The organism is Segatella oris, assembly GCF_900637655.1.
GTDB lineage: Bacteria > Bacteroidota > Bacteroidia > Bacteroidales > Bacteroidaceae > Prevotella > Prevotella oris.
Window position 1 is genome coordinate 2,002,025 of the sequence record NZ_LR134384.1, and the last position, 15,503, is coordinate 2,017,527.

Sequence of the window (15,503 nt, forward strand, 5' to 3'; positions counted from 1 at the left end):
GATCACTTGATTGTTGAAGTTAGAACCTTATTAAACATCTCCCGGTATGATTTTACAATTTTATTTATAGAGTATTTTCTCTCAACAAATCGTTCAATATTTGCTACTAATTTCTTATAATCTGTATCTGTATTATCAATACATTTTTTTAGAACATTCGCTAAACTATCTACATCATTATTTTTAAAGACATAGCCATTATAACCATCCTCAATATCATATGTAAATCCGGGCAAATCACTTACTATTACTGGTTTTTTATAATTCAAAGCAACCTTAACGACTCCGCTCTGCCCAGACTGTTTATAGGGAAAAACAGCATACCAGTTTGAAGCAAAGATATCAGGAATTTCCGAGTTATCTATAAATCTTAAATCCTTCTCAAAAAGTTCTTCATGGGATATTAGAGGTTGATAATTCTCATGCCAATCTATACACCTTCCTTTAATAACAACTTTAAAATTACGATAACCCTCTGTGTAAATTTTTTCCGCAGCTCTAATTAATAACAGGACATTTTTATCACTATTAATATTGCCAAAAGATATAAACGATATACAATCTGTTCTTAATGTAGAATGTGATTTTCCAAAATCTTTCACGGCAAGTGGTATAACAAAAATATTCTTTCCTTCTCTCTTCTTCTTAAAGATTTCAGCTTCATTTGGTGAGAATAATTGTACATACTGTTTTGGATTATAAGCCAAATCAAAACACTTTTCTGCTAATTTTCTAAAATGGAAAGATGGTTTAACACAACCATCATGAGCTGTAACTATTGTTTTCACAGCAGGTAACCACCGATATAAAGGTAATATTATTGGTCCAGAAGGAACAATATTAAAATAAATCACATCAGGATCACTCCTTTTAATTATTTTTTTTATTTTCCAGTTGTAGTATAAGTTCCGAAAATCAAGTCCGTAATACTTATAATGTATGAATTTAATGGAAATATGAGAATGTGTTCGTCTAATTAGGTCAAAGTCCGCTTCCTTAAAACGATTATTTCTCCATGGGAAAACAATAATCCATATTATATCATATTCATTTGATAGATGTGGTACGATAGGAATATCAACATCAACAAACCAATCTGGGGTTATCCAACATAATTTCTTTGTCATATACTAAAGAGTTTTAGATTTGAGGGAAGGCTTTAATTGAATTTTCTCCTGTCTAAAAGCATTTATCATATAAAGAGCATAGATAAAAGGAATAATATTATCATTACCTTCTATTTGCCCCGATGCTATATTCATAAGAATATAAGCTACCATAAAGTATCTAAGATATTGAAGATGTTTAGGAACAGGAATCATAAGTGACGAGATCATCAAAAAGATCACCAATAAAAGTGCTATTAATCCATGGTTATAATAAAATCCAGAATATCCCAAATCTTCCCGATAAATACCTGTAATTTGACTAAAATAATCGAAACTATTTCCATATTTACTTTTACCAAAAGACGGAATTCCCATACCAAAGAGAACTTGATTGATATTACGAGGTGCAAGCGTCAAATAATAGAAAGCAACAACACGTATATCTGCTTTATGAGTATTTGCAGACACTTGTTCTGTAGTTGCACTTGTCAATTTTTGAAAAAGAGATATTCTAGGAAGAATTACAAAAAAGGAGAATACTAATATACCAGAAAAAATAATCTTCTTGCATAAACTTAATCTTCTAAAAATCAACAACCCTCCTAATAACAAAGACACGCCAATAACTTGTCGAGTTACTGTTGCGACAATCGAAACAAAACATAAAAATGCAAACAAACGATTTCCTTTTCTATTCACACCTTCAAGATACTTATTGATGGCCATTAAAAAACATAGCACAACCCAAGTCAACCCTAACAGACGAAAACGCACTCCCCCTCTATCTGTATCCATAGCCCATGTTCCAAATAAAGGATAGATACGATCTATGATTGATACAATAATAAATAAAATACCAAATAACCGTATTACCTTTTCTGCATAACGTAGGGTAAGTTTAGACTTAACTAACCCCAAATAAACAATAAACCCAAAACCTTGAAATGTAGCTATAATTCCTACAATCAAGGGTTGGTCGAGAAATATATAAGCATTATAAGCAGAGACTAACTGACATAAAAGAATAGCAATAATAACTTTTGAGTATAGGCGTTTCCCAACAGCCTTTCTTTTACTAACATAAAACAAAAAGAATGTTACAGAAATATATAGTAAATACTTAGAAATTAAGGTGATTTCTGGTATAAAAACTGGAATATAGAAAGATAAAGAGGACAGTATAATAAATATAATCCACCTATACATCAATTTCAAATGCCATTTTTTTCTATTCAGCATTACTTCTTTTCTGTTTATATAAACGATCTCCCTCATGAAAAGAATCTAATATCAACTTATTTTTATCTACGGAGTTTATACTCCTTTGTTTCAAATAAAACCTTAGATAAACATAAATCAAACTCACCCATTTATGAAAACGGCCAAAATTCTTCTTTATAAAGAAAATCTGATTTCTATTAGAATACTTAATTGAGAATGGTGATTCTGATCCACCTGTAGATACGCTGACTTTATGGTATAAGGTTGAAGTTGGGACATAAATCAACTTTTTATGATGTTTCCTAACCCTCCACAAGAAATCAGAATCATCATAATAAACAAAATATACTTCATCCATATAGCCAATCTCCTTGAATATCTTACTTTTTATTAGCATAAAACATGTAGGAGCATATTCAATGACTTTTAACTGATTAAATTTGGCAGAATCAGGTTGTCTGAAGCCAAAATGTAAAGTTGTTCCTTGTAACCATCTAAACTTTCCTCCAGCCATCCACAATAATTTATTCGTATTCCAAAAATAGATTTTTGGCACAGCTAAATCAGCTTTATATGAAACTATACCAGAAAGGAGATTTTCAATGGTATTTGAGTTCAATACTATATCATTATTAGAGAGCAAAATATAGTTACAGCCATCTTTCAATGCAGCCTTGATTCCTATATTATTTCCCTTTGCAACACCAAAATTCTGGTCATTTTCGATATAAACACACTCAAAATCTACTTTTTCTCCTAAAGATTTTGCTCTTGATAAAGAATTATCAGGAGAAAGATTATCCACAATATAAAGAATAAAATTCTTAAAAGTTTGATGGGATAAACTTTCAAAAAAATCGTCTAAGACAGCCTCACTGTTATAGAGAATTGTTACAATGCCTATTTTATTATCCATTCTTCAAAATCTCATTAATTTTTGTAGCATCTCCATAGATGATGGGAGAATCATAAGAACGATCAGGATACTTTCCATAATCTAACTTTATACGCAAATGGTGTTCCTTGATATATTGTTCCACTCTGTCAGCAAGACTAACAGGATTACCACTACAACAATTGATAATACCAACAATCTTTTCTTGTGTTGAAGCCATTGATATCATCTTAGCGAGTTCATCTACAGTAATAAAATCGTACATTGTTCTTCCTGTCGTAAAAGGGAATGTGTCTTGTCCTGCTTTGGCAGCCTCAAGTATTTTTGTAAAAATACTATGATTTCTAATATCATCACCAAGAATATAATATGCCCGAAGCCATTGCAAAACACACTTATTCTGTTCACATAATAAAAGTATTGAACGACGTAAGGCATCTTTAGCTATACCGTACATTGAAAGAGGATTACATGGAGTGTTTTCATTAACCTTTCCCTCCCAATATCCTACTTCATGCATTGTTCCCATAACCGCTAAATGTTTCAGTCCCCCAGCTATCATTGCAGACAAAAATCTAAAATGACCAGACAAATCACCAATGTGATTCGCACTATTATGTACAAAGCCATCACGCCATGCCATGTGAATACAGACATCGGGACTTCCCAAACGATTATAGATATCCGTAAGATCATCAAACAGATTCGCCTCTATAGCAGTAACACGCTCATCTACCCCCGTCATATGAAGATCACAAGCAAAAACTTCATACTCACGATTTAATAATTCATTAACAACATGTTTTCCAATATAGCCATTGGCACCAGTAACTAAAACTTTCATATCAACAATTATTTGTAAAGCCCTTTAGCTTTCATTTCTGCAATTGAAGCCTCATATTTATCTTCTTTTACCTCTTGCGTATTCACCCATTTGCAAAATTCTGATATGCCTTGCTCAAAAGTCCACTTTGGAGAGAAACCCAATATTTGCTTTGCTAAAGATATATCAGCGAAATTATGACGAATATCACCTAAACGATAATCACCAGATATACAAATAGGCACATCAATTCCATAATTCTTTACTAATGCCTTAGCTACTGCTAAGACATCTGTAGCTACGCCTGTACCGATATTAAATACATGCCTACTTGCAGCAGAAATCTCCAACCCTAAAATAGTTGCATCAACAACATCATCTATATAAACAAAATCGCGTGTTTCTTTTCCATCTTCGAAAATATTTAATCCATGATGATTTTTTATCTGTGTAGAAAAGATTGAGAGGATTCCCGTATAAGGATTAGAAAGAGATTGACCTGGCCCATATACATTCTGATATCGAAAAGATACGCTATCTATACCGATTGCAGAACACACCATATGAACAAGTTGTCCCTGCACCTGCTTTGTAACACCATAAACCGATGTAGGATGAATTAAAGAATCCTCAGTTGTAGAAACTAATTTTAGCTTAAAATGGTCATCATCATAAATTTCGAATTCTCCATGCTGCATATCAATAGCCTCACGCGCTTCAGGGTAAACGTACGACCTTCTATTCTCAGACCAATATCTACCCTCACCATAGACAGCTCTTGACTCAGCAACAAGCACACGCTTTACATGATTTGGGACATTAGTTAGAATATCTAACATAAGGGCTGTCCCACCAATATTAACAGAAACATATTTTTCTATTTCATACATAGATTGCCCCGTACCAGTCTCTGCCGCAAGATGAATTATGGCATCTTGATCATAAAGTGCCTTTCTCCAATCAGCTTTATTAGTTACCGAACCTTTTATAAACTTAACTTTACCTAAGATTGACCTATATAAGGGAGAAGTTTCCTCAGGATGTTCACCATGTATCTGTTCAGACAAGTTATCAAGAACTGTTACACGATACCCTTTGTCTACTAATTTCAAGGAAAGGTTTGAGCCTATAAAGCCAGCACCACCTGTAACTAATATATTTTTTATACTTTTATCCATTTATTTAAATTGAAATCGTATTTTTTTATGACTATAGCAGGACTCCCCACAGCAACGGAATAATCAGGAATATCACGTGTTACAACACTATTAGCACCTATCACACAATGTTTCCCAACAGAGGCTCCAATTACACATACATGTTCACCTAACCAACTTCCCTCACCAATATTGACTTTTGCGAGCTGTCTTATAGGCTGTTTGCAAATAGGAACATTTGGGTTCTCATAATTATGTAAATTATCTGATATATAAACATTATTTGCAGTCAATACGTTCTGCCCTATGTTGATACTATTTGTTGCCCAAATATGATTATTATCGCCTATAATACAACCATCATCTATCTTTAATGATGATCTTATTTCATTATCTGTTAATGGTAGACATCCAAGCCAAATATTCTTATGAATACCGACACCATTTCCTATTGAAATATTCTCTGCTCCTTGTAATCTTAGTATCGTTTCAATATATGAACCTTTCCCAAAGGAATTAAATGATTTATAAATCTCCTTTCGATAAATATAATTGATACATTTACTGAAAAAGCAAATGATATAAAAAAGAAATTTCATATACTACATCATTGAGAAACTCCCTTTACCCCAAAATCAGTAAATCTTTTTTTTACTTCTTCTATAGATAAATTCCACCACTTACTATCTTGCAATCTCTGTATAGTCATCCTATCAAATCTATATTTTATGATTTTTGCAGGCACACCACCCACAACCGCATAATCAGGGACATCATGAGTAACTACTGCACCAGCAGCTATAACCGCACCATCACCTATTCTTATTCCGCCTAAAAGTAAAGAATGACTACCTATCCAAACATCATTCCCTATTACAACACTATACTGTGTTTCACCTAAAGGATATTTAATCGTACCTCTGTAAAGAGAGCTACCTGTATGAAAGCTATAACCTATTTGTTTTGAGGTATCATAATAAAAAGCAGGGTGTGTAGACATGAAATGAAGAGGATGATTACCTACACATGAAAAAACATGATCTGCAATACTGCAATATTTTCCCAATTTTGTCATATATAATTCCGAAGATCTCCCTATATACGTAGCATAACCTAAACAACAATTAAAGAGTTTCGATTCATCTGAAACCGAATTCAAACCTTCAAACGAACAATTATGGATTTTACAATGTAATCCTAATTTTGAAAGACCTCTATATTTCTTTCGCAAAAAGAAATTTCTTAGACTAAATATATTCATTTAAGAGTTGAAAAAATATAGAACCGAAATATCATCATTCTAACCAAATTCCACTAGCTTTCCCTTTTAATATTTTGCTTACCTGAATATGGAATATTAAACCATAAAATAGATTAATCAAAATCATTGAAATCAAAACTCCATAAGCCGAATAAAACTTTCCCAAAAATAGTGAAAGAGGTATATGAACAATCATTCCTATACAAACTATAATTGTTTCAACCTTTATTGTTCCCATCCCTACAACAAGCGTTCCATTCAGATTCATCCAAGAATAGGCCATTACATAAAGACCAACCAAACATGTCATAAGTAAAGGAATATGAGTTTTGTCTCCTACCCACAGATTATAAAACCATGGCGATAGAAGAATCATAGTAATACAAGCGAAGACCATGACTCCATACACACTAAACATTTTCTGACGTATTCGCCTCATCCACTCAAAATCTTTCCTCGTATAAGCATCTGTATAAGCAGGCCAAAGTGGTGCAAATATTATAGTGCAGACCATCATTGCAAGATTCAAATATTTATAAGCTATATTGTATGAAGTAACTTGCAATGGAGATGACAAATTAGCAATTAAAAAATTAGTAGACTGGTATAATACAACTACTTGAATATTAATAACAAAGAATTTATATCCCAAAGAAAAAAGTTCAGGAATTTTCTTAAAATCAACAGATTGCCATGATGGGGAAACTTCTTTGTAACTTTTACCATATAAAATGAACGAAGCAACTAAAGTGATAAGAACAGGCATAGCAGAAATAGCAAACACAAGCACATCCAATGATGGTTTTACAAAGTGAATACAAAAATAAATTGCACCTAAAGCTAAGATTTGCCCAAACGCACTGAAAGAATTTGAAAGTGCAACTTGCTGAAAAGCTGCAACTATAGAATCCAATACATTCAATATCATATTCATACAAAAGAAAACAACTAAGATTTGAACAGTCTTAATGATTTCTAACTGATACGCCACATTGACATTCAATAACTTTGTCCAATCTACTAAAGGAATAATGAGTTCTAAAAACAAACATAGAGGGACAAAAATCAAAATCATCATAAAATAGGTAGTTGAAACCAATGATTTTGCTCTGTCCCATTGATTAAGTGCTATCGCTTCTGTCACTTTATTCTTCATTCCTTGTGTAAAACCGATATCAAGGAAAACCAACCAAGTCATAATTGATGATAAAGTCATCCATACACCATATAAATCAGGAGAAATATATCCTATTGTAAGGGGCACAAGTAGAAAAGAGGCTAAAAGACTCATTCCTCTAACTCCAAAAGAAGCTATGATATTTCTTTTTACTTTAACAGAACGTCCATCTCCTGAAAAGAAAGTCTTAACTTTATCTATATAAAACATGAATCAATTTTAAAAGTACTTTAATTAAAAGCAAAATAATAAATCACTTCCTCCTACCTACTCCAATCAGAATAAGCAGTAAAAGAAAAATCCACATATAACCAAACCGTTTAAAAGAGAAGGCAATAGGAATAAAGAAAAGTAAAACGAAAGTCGTGCAGACTCTCATTGGGTTTACTTAAAATAGTCACCTCTAAGTTTCTAACTCCTATCAAGTAAATGGGCCTCAGAATTGTCCCATTACTCCCTATCTTACAGTCTGATTAACAGTCAATCCATTATTACTATGCAAAAGTACAAAATTAATTGATTAAGTTACTATAATTTGATAACATTTTTCATATATCATAAAAACTCCCCCAATCAAATCAGCCTCATGTGAAAGAATTTTATTTCCATTCGAAGACTGCTTTCCATTTTCATCATATCTTAGAATGGCACAGGATCACCATTATCCATCGGAGGAGGAAACGAACCTTCTATTGGAGGCATATCCCCTTCATTCATCTTAGATTCCATGATTTCACCACTACCAGCGTTAGAACTATAGGTTTCTTCGGGATTGCGAAAGCTTGTAAACTCACCCTTGAATGTCAAGAGTACATCTCGTGTAGCTCCTTTGCGATGCTTAGCAATGATTATCTGAGCCATACCATGGAGATCATTACCTTTCTCATCCTGATAGATATGATAGTATTCGGGGCGATGCACAAACAAAACCATATCGGCATCCTGCTCAATAGCTCCAGATTCTCGCAGGTCACTCAACTGTGGCCGCTTACCCTCAAGACCATCTCGGTTTTCAACCGTACGATTCAACTGCGACAACGCAAGAATAGGGATATCAAGTTCCTTGGCAAGCCCCTTTAAAGAACGCGAAATTGTTGATACTTCTTCCTGGCGGCTACCAAACTTCATACCGTTGGCATTCATCAGCTGAAGGTAGTCTATCATAATAATCTTTACTCCCTTTTCGCGAACCAGACGACGAGCTTTCGTACGAAGTTCAAATACCGAAAGACCGGGCGTATCATCTATATAGACAGGAGAACCTGTTAATTTCGTCAGATTCTTATCCAGTCTATCCCATTCATCAGGTGTCAACTGACCATTCAATATCTTACTACCAGCAATCTCACAAGTATTTGAAATCAAACGATTCACAAGTTGAACATTGTTCATTTCAAGTGAGAAGAAAGCAATAGGTACTTGATAATCTACAGCAATATTCTTAGCCAAACTCAATGCAAAAGATGTTTTACCCATGGCCGGGCGACCGGCAATAATCACAAGGTCACTCTTTTGCCAACCACTCGTCACTTCATCTAAATCTGTATATCCTGTAGGAATTCCTGTCAATCCTCCGGTATTGGCTGATGCTTTCTGAAGAATATCTATTGCCTGCCGAATAACAGGATCAATCTGCGTGTAATCCTGTTTCATGTTCTTTTGAGATATTTCAAACAACGAACCTTCAGCTTCTTGCATAAGCACATCCACATCAACGGTATCATCAAAAGCTTTCTCTTCTACTCTACTGGCAAACTGTATAAGTTGCCGAGCAAGAAACTTCTGTGCAAGAATATGGGCATGATACTCAACATTGGCCGACGATGCCACACGATCACTGATATCAAGCAAATAACCAGGCCCTCCAATGTCATCTATTGTACCCTCTGTTTTCAGCTGCTCTGTTACAGTCATGATATCAACAGGGCGTTCACTCATATTGAGATTCTGAATAGCCTGATAGATTTTCTGGTTACGAGGCTCATAAAATGTCTCTGGACGAATAATCTCTGAAATCAGAGAAAAAGCATCCTTATCTATCATCAGAGCACCGATAACCGCCCGCTCTATGTCAGTAGCTTGTGGCTGTAGATGACCATAGGCATTATCTACATTAGCCGATGATTTCCGACGCCTTACCGTATTACTGTTATTCTCTGCCATGGGAATTTGATTTTCGGCAAAGGTAATCAATTTTTTGTTTATATAAGTTGATGATTATTAGATTTTTTGTATTTTTGCAATACATATATTTAATATACAAACAATGATTACGTTCCCTTGTGCCAAGATTAATCTTGGACTCAATATTGTAGCGAAACGAGACGACGGCTACCATAACATAGAAACCGTCTTCTACCCTATTCCGCTTTACGATGCACTTGAAATCAAGTATATGGGAGAAGAGTTTCCCTCTGATGTAAATTGTGATTTAAAGGTAACGGGCAATGCCATAGACTGCAATGAGACTGAAAATCTTGTTATCAAGGCCTACAATCTGCTGGCGAAAGATTATAAAATTCCACGTGTGCATACTCACCTTTATAAACGAATACCATCTCAAGCCGGTCTTGGAGGTGGCTCAAGTGATGCAGCCTACATGATCAGATTACTTGACGAACGCTTCAGACTGAATATCGGCAACGCAGAAATGGAACGCTATGCAGCAAAGTTAGGCGCGGATTGTGCTTTCTTCATCAACAGTGAACCTGCATTTGCCACGGGCATTGGCAATGAGTTTATGCCTGTAGGTGAGCCTGAAGGCAACTTGAATGGCTATCATATTGCTGTTGTAAAGCCCTCCATAGCTGTTTCAACCAAAGAAGCATACGCCAACATTGTGCCCAAGAAACCTAAGATTTGTTGTTGGGATATCGTAAGACAACCTGTTGAAAGCTGGAAGGGGCTATTGGTAAACGACTTCGAAGCACCGGTCTTCAATAAATATCCTCAATTGGCAGAAATCAAGAATAAGCTCTATGAAAAAGGAGCTGTCTACGCAGCTATGAGCGGTAGTGGCAGCAGTATATTCGGCATTTTTAAAGAAAGTCCATCTCATCTTGATAACAGCTTTGCTGATTGTTTCACTTTTACTACACAACTTTAGCCCATGAGAGACAACGAAAAAGAAATGTTTCCTCTCGTTTTAGAAAATGGAGATATCATAGGAGCCATCAGTAGGAAGGAGGCACATAATGGCTCCAAACAACTCCACCCTGTAGTTCATCTCCATGTTTTCAATAGTAAAGGTGAACTTTATTTACAGAAACGCCCAGATTGGAAAGATATCCAACCTGGCAAATGGGACACGGCTTGTGGCGGACATATAGACCTCGGAGAGAATATAGAGATTGCTCTAAAGCGTGAAGTACAGGAGGAGTTAGGAATTACAGACTACATTCCGAAACGCATAGGCCAATATGTTTTTGAAAGTAATTGCGAAAAAGAACTTATTTATGTTCACAAAACAACATACAACAAAGTTCTCCATCCCAATCAAGAGGAACTCAACGGAGGACGTTTCTGGACATCGGAGGAAATCAAGAGTAACCTTGGCAAGAATATTTTCACTCCTAATTTTGAAAGTGAATATATTCGATTTTTCAGTAATAGAGAATAAATTCTTACCAAAAATAAAGAAGGTTGCAATAAAGATTGCAACCTTCTTTCATCTATAGTCTTAGGAAAATTATTTCTTAAAGAAATCTTTCACAGCCTCATTAGGTACCATCTGCTCATCAAAAACATAAGCACCGGTCTTTGGGCTCTTAACCATCTTAATTACTTTTGAATATGCGCGACCATCCGTAGAACCTTCATGGAGGGTAGCGACCGCTTTCTTTGCCATATCTTATGTGCTTTTTAAAAGGGTTATTACTTAATCTCCTTATGAAGAGTCATCTTCTTCAGGATTGGGTTGTACTTCTTCAGTTCAAGACGCTCAGGAGTATTCTTACGATTCTTTGTTGTCACGTAACGGCTTGTTCCTGGCAGTCCGCTATTCTTCATCTCAGTGCATTCGAGAACTACCTGCACTCTATTACCTTTAGCTTTTTTTGCCATGATGATTATTCTCCTATTACTTTAATGTCTTTCCAGTCGCAGAAGCCCTTAGAAACGGCCTGCTTCAGAGCTGCGTCAAGACCAACTTTATTAATGAGACGAAGACCAGCAGCACTGATCTTAAGGCTAATCCAGCAACCCTCCTCTACATAGTAGAATTTCTTGCTGAAGAGGTTTACGTCAAAGCTTCTCTTTGTACGATGCTTTGAGTGAGACACATTACAACCTATTTGCGCCTTCTTTCCTGTAATCTGACAAATCTTAGACATTGCTATCTTTAATTTTTGTTTTCGTTTTTTGATACTTATTCCAAACAGGGTGCAAAATTACAAATATTTTTGAATTACACAAAATATTTCCTCAAAGAATAAAGGTAATTAAGCATTTTTTTGCTTTATCCTATTCTTTTACCTGTTTCCCTTTAATATAATCAAGAAACATACGCAGTGACTGATTAGTAGCAATGGCAAGGTTAATGTCGCGTCCGAAATCCTTATCAAGCTTCATCGTACGGATATCATCTTTGCTTCCACATGCCAACCAAATTGTTCCTACCGGTATTTCCGGCGTACCACCAGTTGGGCCCGCAATGCCTGTTGCAGCAATAGCATAATCAACATGCAAGGTTTCACAAGCTCCGGCAACCATCTGTTGAGCAACCTCTTCACAAACAGCAGTCTTCTCTTCCAAAACCTCATGACTCACATGAAGCAGGTTTTCCTTTACCTCATTCGTATAAGACACGATTCCCCCCTTGAAATATTCACTTGCTCCGGGCACGGCGATGATAGCTTCTGCTATACGGCCTCCCGTGCAACTCTCGGCAGTTCCAATTGTCAAGCTGTTGTCATAGAGATATTGTTGTAACTCTTTACTCAACACTTTAGTTTCCAGTTCCATATATTTTTATTTAAAAGTTACTTTTGAAAATGCGGGGGCATCAATGCGTCCAAAGTCATGATCCATATACTTTGATTGCCCTACAATGGCTATCATTGCTGCATTATCCGTCGTGTAGCTGAATTTAGGAATATAAATGGTCCAGCCATACTTATCTGCATGCTCACGGAAAGCATTGCGCAAACCGTTGTTGGCAGACACACCTCCAGCCACAGCCACATGCTTAATGCCCGTCTCTTTCACTGCCTTGCGCAGCTTATTCATCAGGATATCCACTATTGTATGCTCCAGACTTGCAGCCAAATCTTTCTTATGATGTTCTATGAAATCAGGGTCTTCCTTTATCCAATCACGCAGACTGTAAAGGAAAGATGTCTTCAATCCAGAGAATGAATAGTCGAAACCGGGAATATGCGGCTCGGCAAATTTATACGCCAACGGGTTGCCCTGACGTGCCAACCGGTCGATAATCGGCCCTCCCGGATAGCCTAACCCCATCACCTTCGAACATTTATCAATAGCCTCACCTGCCGCATCATCAATTGTCTGTCCCAACACCTGCATGTCGTTATAGGCATTGACCTTGACAATCTGAGAGTTGCCTCCCGACACCAAAAGACAGATAAAAGGGAAAGGAGGCGCACTAGTATCATCGTCAGTCTCCTTTATAAAATGCGCCATGACATGGCCTTGCAGGTGATTGACATCCAGCAATGGAATATTCAGCGAACGCGCTAAGCCCTTGGCAAAGTTAACACCTACGAGCAAAGAACCCATCAATCCCGGGCCACGTGTATAGGCAATGGCACTCAACATCTCTTTTGTGATGCCGGCACGCTTGATAGCCTGATCAACCACCGGCACGATATTCTGCTGATGTGCACGTGATGCCAACTCTGGAACCACGCCGCCATAAGCCTTATGTACATCCTGCGAAGCTGTCACATTGGATAACAACACGCCGTTACGCAATACAGCCGCCGACGTATCATCACACGAACTTTCAATACCTAATATATAAATAGCTTTCTTTTCTTCCATAATTATGTTTCGCTAAACAAGCCGTGCTTATCAATAGGACAACACTTCCACTCCGCTTTCCGTCATCAGGAAAGTGTGCTCCCACTGTGCACTGGGCTTCTCATCCCCCGAAATAACTTCCCAGCCATAGGGGTCATCAGCATCTATAAAGACCTTCCATGTCCCCATATTCACCATTGGCTCAATGGTAAACACCATGCCTGGGACAAGCAACATACCTGTGCCCCGATGACCGAAATGTACGACATCGGGTTCTTCATGCATCGCTAATCCGACACCATGACCACACAAATCACGCACGATACCATAGTGATATTTCTCTGCATGTTTCTGGATTGCATGTCCAATATCACCTACAAAGCAATAAGGTTTTGCTGCCTCTGCACCAATATCCAAACATTCCTTGGCCACTCTCACCAATTGTTCTTTCTCGGGAGTTGTCTTTCCTCCGATAATAAACATACGCGAAGCGTCACCGAAATAGCCGTTCACACTCAATGTCATATCCACGTTCACGATATCTCCCTCTTCGAGGATATCCTCTTCCTTAGGTATCCCATGACAGACAACTTCATTGATACTCGTGCAGACACTCTTAGGAAACCCCTCATAATTCAGGCAGGCAGGCACAGCATTGTTATCTTTGCAATACTGCATGCAGATATCATCTATCTCCTGTGTTGACATGCCTGGACGAATTGCTGCAGCCACAGCATCCAAACAACCCGTATTGACCTTACCGGCTATACGAATGCCTTCTATCTGCTCCGGGGTCTTTATAAGATCGCGGGTAGGCACCTCCTTGCCCTTATTCTCCCAATACATCACCTGCTTGTCAAGCTCAGTAAGCGGCTGACCAGGCAAGCAATGCCATCTTCTCTTCTTAAACTTCATAAGTCAAACGTTATAAACTCGAATGCAAAAATACAATATATAATCGAAACAAACAATTTTTTTCTTATATATCTTAAATAGGAAAAACTATCTACAAGACCGTTCGCCAAAGCTTGCACACGGCCCTTTCCGACCACCGTTATCATAGTGAGACAGAAACCATAAAACCGATAACTCTTTGCACTGACTTCAAGATGAACAACTCTGCACAATCGAGAAGCACTATTATTTTGTAAATAATCCCGTCTTGTTTTTAACATTTCAAAACTACCCTAAATAGAAAATTAAAACCAATAAAACTTATCTTATTTACCAATTTCAAAGTTTCTGACGCACAATTTCATTCTTCACACGCTGCAATTTGACGCAGATTGCACTCCTACTTGCGTCAGAACAGACGACAAAATAAGTCAGATTACAGGGTAATTCAATAGAAATCAGACCGCTTAACAACATCATTTTCCTCCATATTTTGACTTCAATCGCACAACACACTGACAGACAACGCATTACAAAATACCGAAAAACAGCGTATATTCAGACCGAGAATATCTTCTATTTCAAATACGCAAGCCTTTTAAAAGAAATTGCAAACATTCACGATGAGAATTAACAAATCATTAGTTTATTTAAGTTATGCAAAGCACTCTCCCGCTCTCTATCCCTTTGAGAATATCAAGTCGCTTGCTTAGATTAAACCTTGCATGCACCGGACATTATATAAACTTATGATAAAATGAGTGACACACAACAATATCAAACAGGAGATGACATCACTACAAAAAGTAGAATAAGAAGTGCTTAAAACGCGTAAATCAATGAAAACAAAGCAGTTCTGAAAATATTTTAGCCTCTTTTACCTAAAAAAGTATCGATAAATTTTCATATCATTCAAAAAACTCGTATATTTGCAAACCCAAAAGAGAGGGTGACAAACCATACAAAATAAGAATATAAAAAATA

Annotated in this window: 17 protein-coding genes; 2 read left to right on the top strand and 15 right to left on the bottom strand. The window is 36.6% G+C overall.

Annotation, left to right across the window (positions count from 1 at the left end; translation table 11 throughout):
* Window positions 1-2: 2 nt before the first annotated feature.
* The 9 genes from EL210_RS08355 to dnaB all read right to left on the bottom strand — a co-directional run bounded on the left by EL210_RS08355 (window position 3) and on the right by dnaB (window position 9,806).
* Window positions 3-1,127 (bottom strand): glycosyltransferase family 4 protein, encoded by a 1,125-nt coding sequence (locus tag EL210_RS08355; protein WP_018919121.1) that lies wholly within the window; start codon window positions 1,125-1,127, stop codon window positions 3-5.
* Window positions 1,128-1,130: 3 nt separating this feature from the next.
* On the bottom strand, window positions 1,131-2,348 hold the full coding sequence (locus EL210_RS08360) for a hypothetical protein (RefSeq protein WP_036890006.1): 1,218 nt from the start codon (window positions 2,346-2,348) through the stop codon (window positions 1,131-1,133).
* Window positions 2,338-3,246 (bottom strand): glycosyltransferase family 2 protein, encoded by a 909-nt coding sequence (locus EL210_RS08365; protein WP_018919123.1) that lies wholly within the window; start codon window positions 3,244-3,246, stop codon window positions 2,338-2,340. Before EL210_RS08365 ends, EL210_RS08360 begins: the two co-directional genes overlap by 11 nt.
* The gene (locus EL210_RS08370) at window positions 3,239-4,069 is read right to left on the bottom strand and encodes an NAD-dependent epimerase/dehydratase family protein (RefSeq protein ID WP_018919124.1); all 831 of its coding nucleotides are present in this window, start codon (window positions 4,067-4,069) and stop codon (window positions 3,239-3,241) included. The genes EL210_RS08365 and EL210_RS08370 overlap by 8 nt, the downstream gene beginning before the upstream one ends.
* 8 nt (window positions 4,070-4,077) lie before the next feature.
* Window positions 4,078-5,226 (bottom strand): NAD-dependent epimerase/dehydratase family protein, encoded by a 1,149-nt coding sequence (locus tag EL210_RS08375; RefSeq protein ID WP_018919125.1) that lies wholly within the window; start codon window positions 5,224-5,226, stop codon window positions 4,078-4,080.
* Window positions 5,211-5,804, bottom strand: a complete 594-nt coding sequence (locus EL210_RS08380) for an acyltransferase (protein WP_018919126.1) — start codon at window positions 5,802-5,804, stop codon at window positions 5,211-5,213. Before EL210_RS08380 ends, EL210_RS08375 begins: the two co-directional genes overlap by 16 nt.
* An 8-nt stretch (window positions 5,805-5,812) precedes the next feature.
* Window positions 5,813-6,466: a CatB-related O-acetyltransferase gene (locus EL210_RS13940; protein WP_081620273.1), complete on the bottom strand. Its 654-nt coding sequence runs from the start codon at window positions 6,464-6,466 to the stop codon at window positions 5,813-5,815.
* A gap of 34 nt (window positions 6,467-6,500) precedes the next feature.
* Entirely contained in the window at window positions 6,501-7,853 is a 1,353-nt protein-coding gene (locus EL210_RS08390; RefSeq protein WP_018919128.1) for a lipopolysaccharide biosynthesis protein, read from the bottom strand.
* A 429-nt stretch (window positions 7,854-8,282) separates the two neighbouring features.
* On the bottom strand, window positions 8,283-9,806 hold the full coding sequence (gene dnaB, locus EL210_RS08395; RefSeq protein ID WP_018919129.1) for a replicative DNA helicase: 1,524 nt from the start codon (window positions 9,804-9,806) through the stop codon (window positions 8,283-8,285).
* Window positions 9,807-9,909: 103 nt separating this feature from the next.
* On the opposite strand from dnaB, the gene ispE reads away from it, so the two are divergent.
* Both ispE and EL210_RS08405 read left to right on the top strand, forming a co-directional pair.
* Window positions 9,910-10,749, top strand: a complete 840-nt coding sequence (ispE, locus tag EL210_RS08400; protein WP_018919130.1) for a 4-(cytidine 5'-diphospho)-2-C-methyl-D-erythritol kinase — start codon at window positions 9,910-9,912, stop codon at window positions 10,747-10,749.
* A gap of 3 nt (window positions 10,750-10,752) precedes the next feature.
* The gene (locus tag EL210_RS08405) at window positions 10,753-11,262 is read left to right on the top strand and encodes an NUDIX hydrolase (RefSeq protein WP_018919131.1); all 510 of its coding nucleotides are present in this window, start codon (window positions 10,753-10,755) and stop codon (window positions 11,260-11,262) included.
* Window positions 11,263-11,331: 69 nt separating this feature from the next.
* Here EL210_RS08405 and EL210_RS08410 read toward each other — a convergent pair whose 3' ends face one another.
* From EL210_RS08410 to map, 6 genes are all read right to left on the bottom strand, one after another.
* Window positions 11,332-11,490, bottom strand: coding sequence for a DUF4295 domain-containing protein (locus tag EL210_RS08410; protein WP_004374897.1), 159 nt, complete (start codon window positions 11,488-11,490; stop codon window positions 11,332-11,334).
* 26 nt (window positions 11,491-11,516) lie between these two features.
* Window positions 11,517-11,705 carry a 50S ribosomal protein L33 gene (gene rpmG / locus EL210_RS08415; protein WP_004374894.1) on the bottom strand — a complete coding sequence of 63 codons (189 nt, stop codon included), beginning with the start codon at window positions 11,703-11,705 and terminating at the stop codon, window positions 11,517-11,519.
* Between the two features lie 5 nt (window positions 11,706-11,710).
* Complete coding sequence (rpmB, locus tag EL210_RS08420; RefSeq protein ID WP_004374890.1) at window positions 11,711-11,974, bottom strand: 50S ribosomal protein L28; 264 nt, start codon at window positions 11,972-11,974, stop codon at window positions 11,711-11,713.
* Between the two features lie 130 nt (window positions 11,975-12,104).
* On the bottom strand, window positions 12,105-12,605 hold the full coding sequence (locus EL210_RS08425; RefSeq protein ID WP_004374889.1) for a CinA family protein: 501 nt from the start codon (window positions 12,603-12,605) through the stop codon (window positions 12,105-12,107).
* 6 nt (window positions 12,606-12,611) lie between these two features.
* Window positions 12,612-13,646, bottom strand: a complete 1,035-nt coding sequence (gene tsaD / locus EL210_RS08430; RefSeq protein WP_018919132.1) for a tRNA (adenosine(37)-N6)-threonylcarbamoyltransferase complex transferase subunit TsaD — start codon at window positions 13,644-13,646, stop codon at window positions 12,612-12,614.
* Window positions 13,647-13,676: 30 nt separating this feature from the next.
* Entirely contained in the window at window positions 13,677-14,540 is an 864-nt protein-coding gene (gene map, locus EL210_RS08435; RefSeq protein WP_004374886.1) for a type I methionyl aminopeptidase, read from the bottom strand.
* Between the last annotated feature and the right edge of the window lie 963 nt (window positions 14,541-15,503).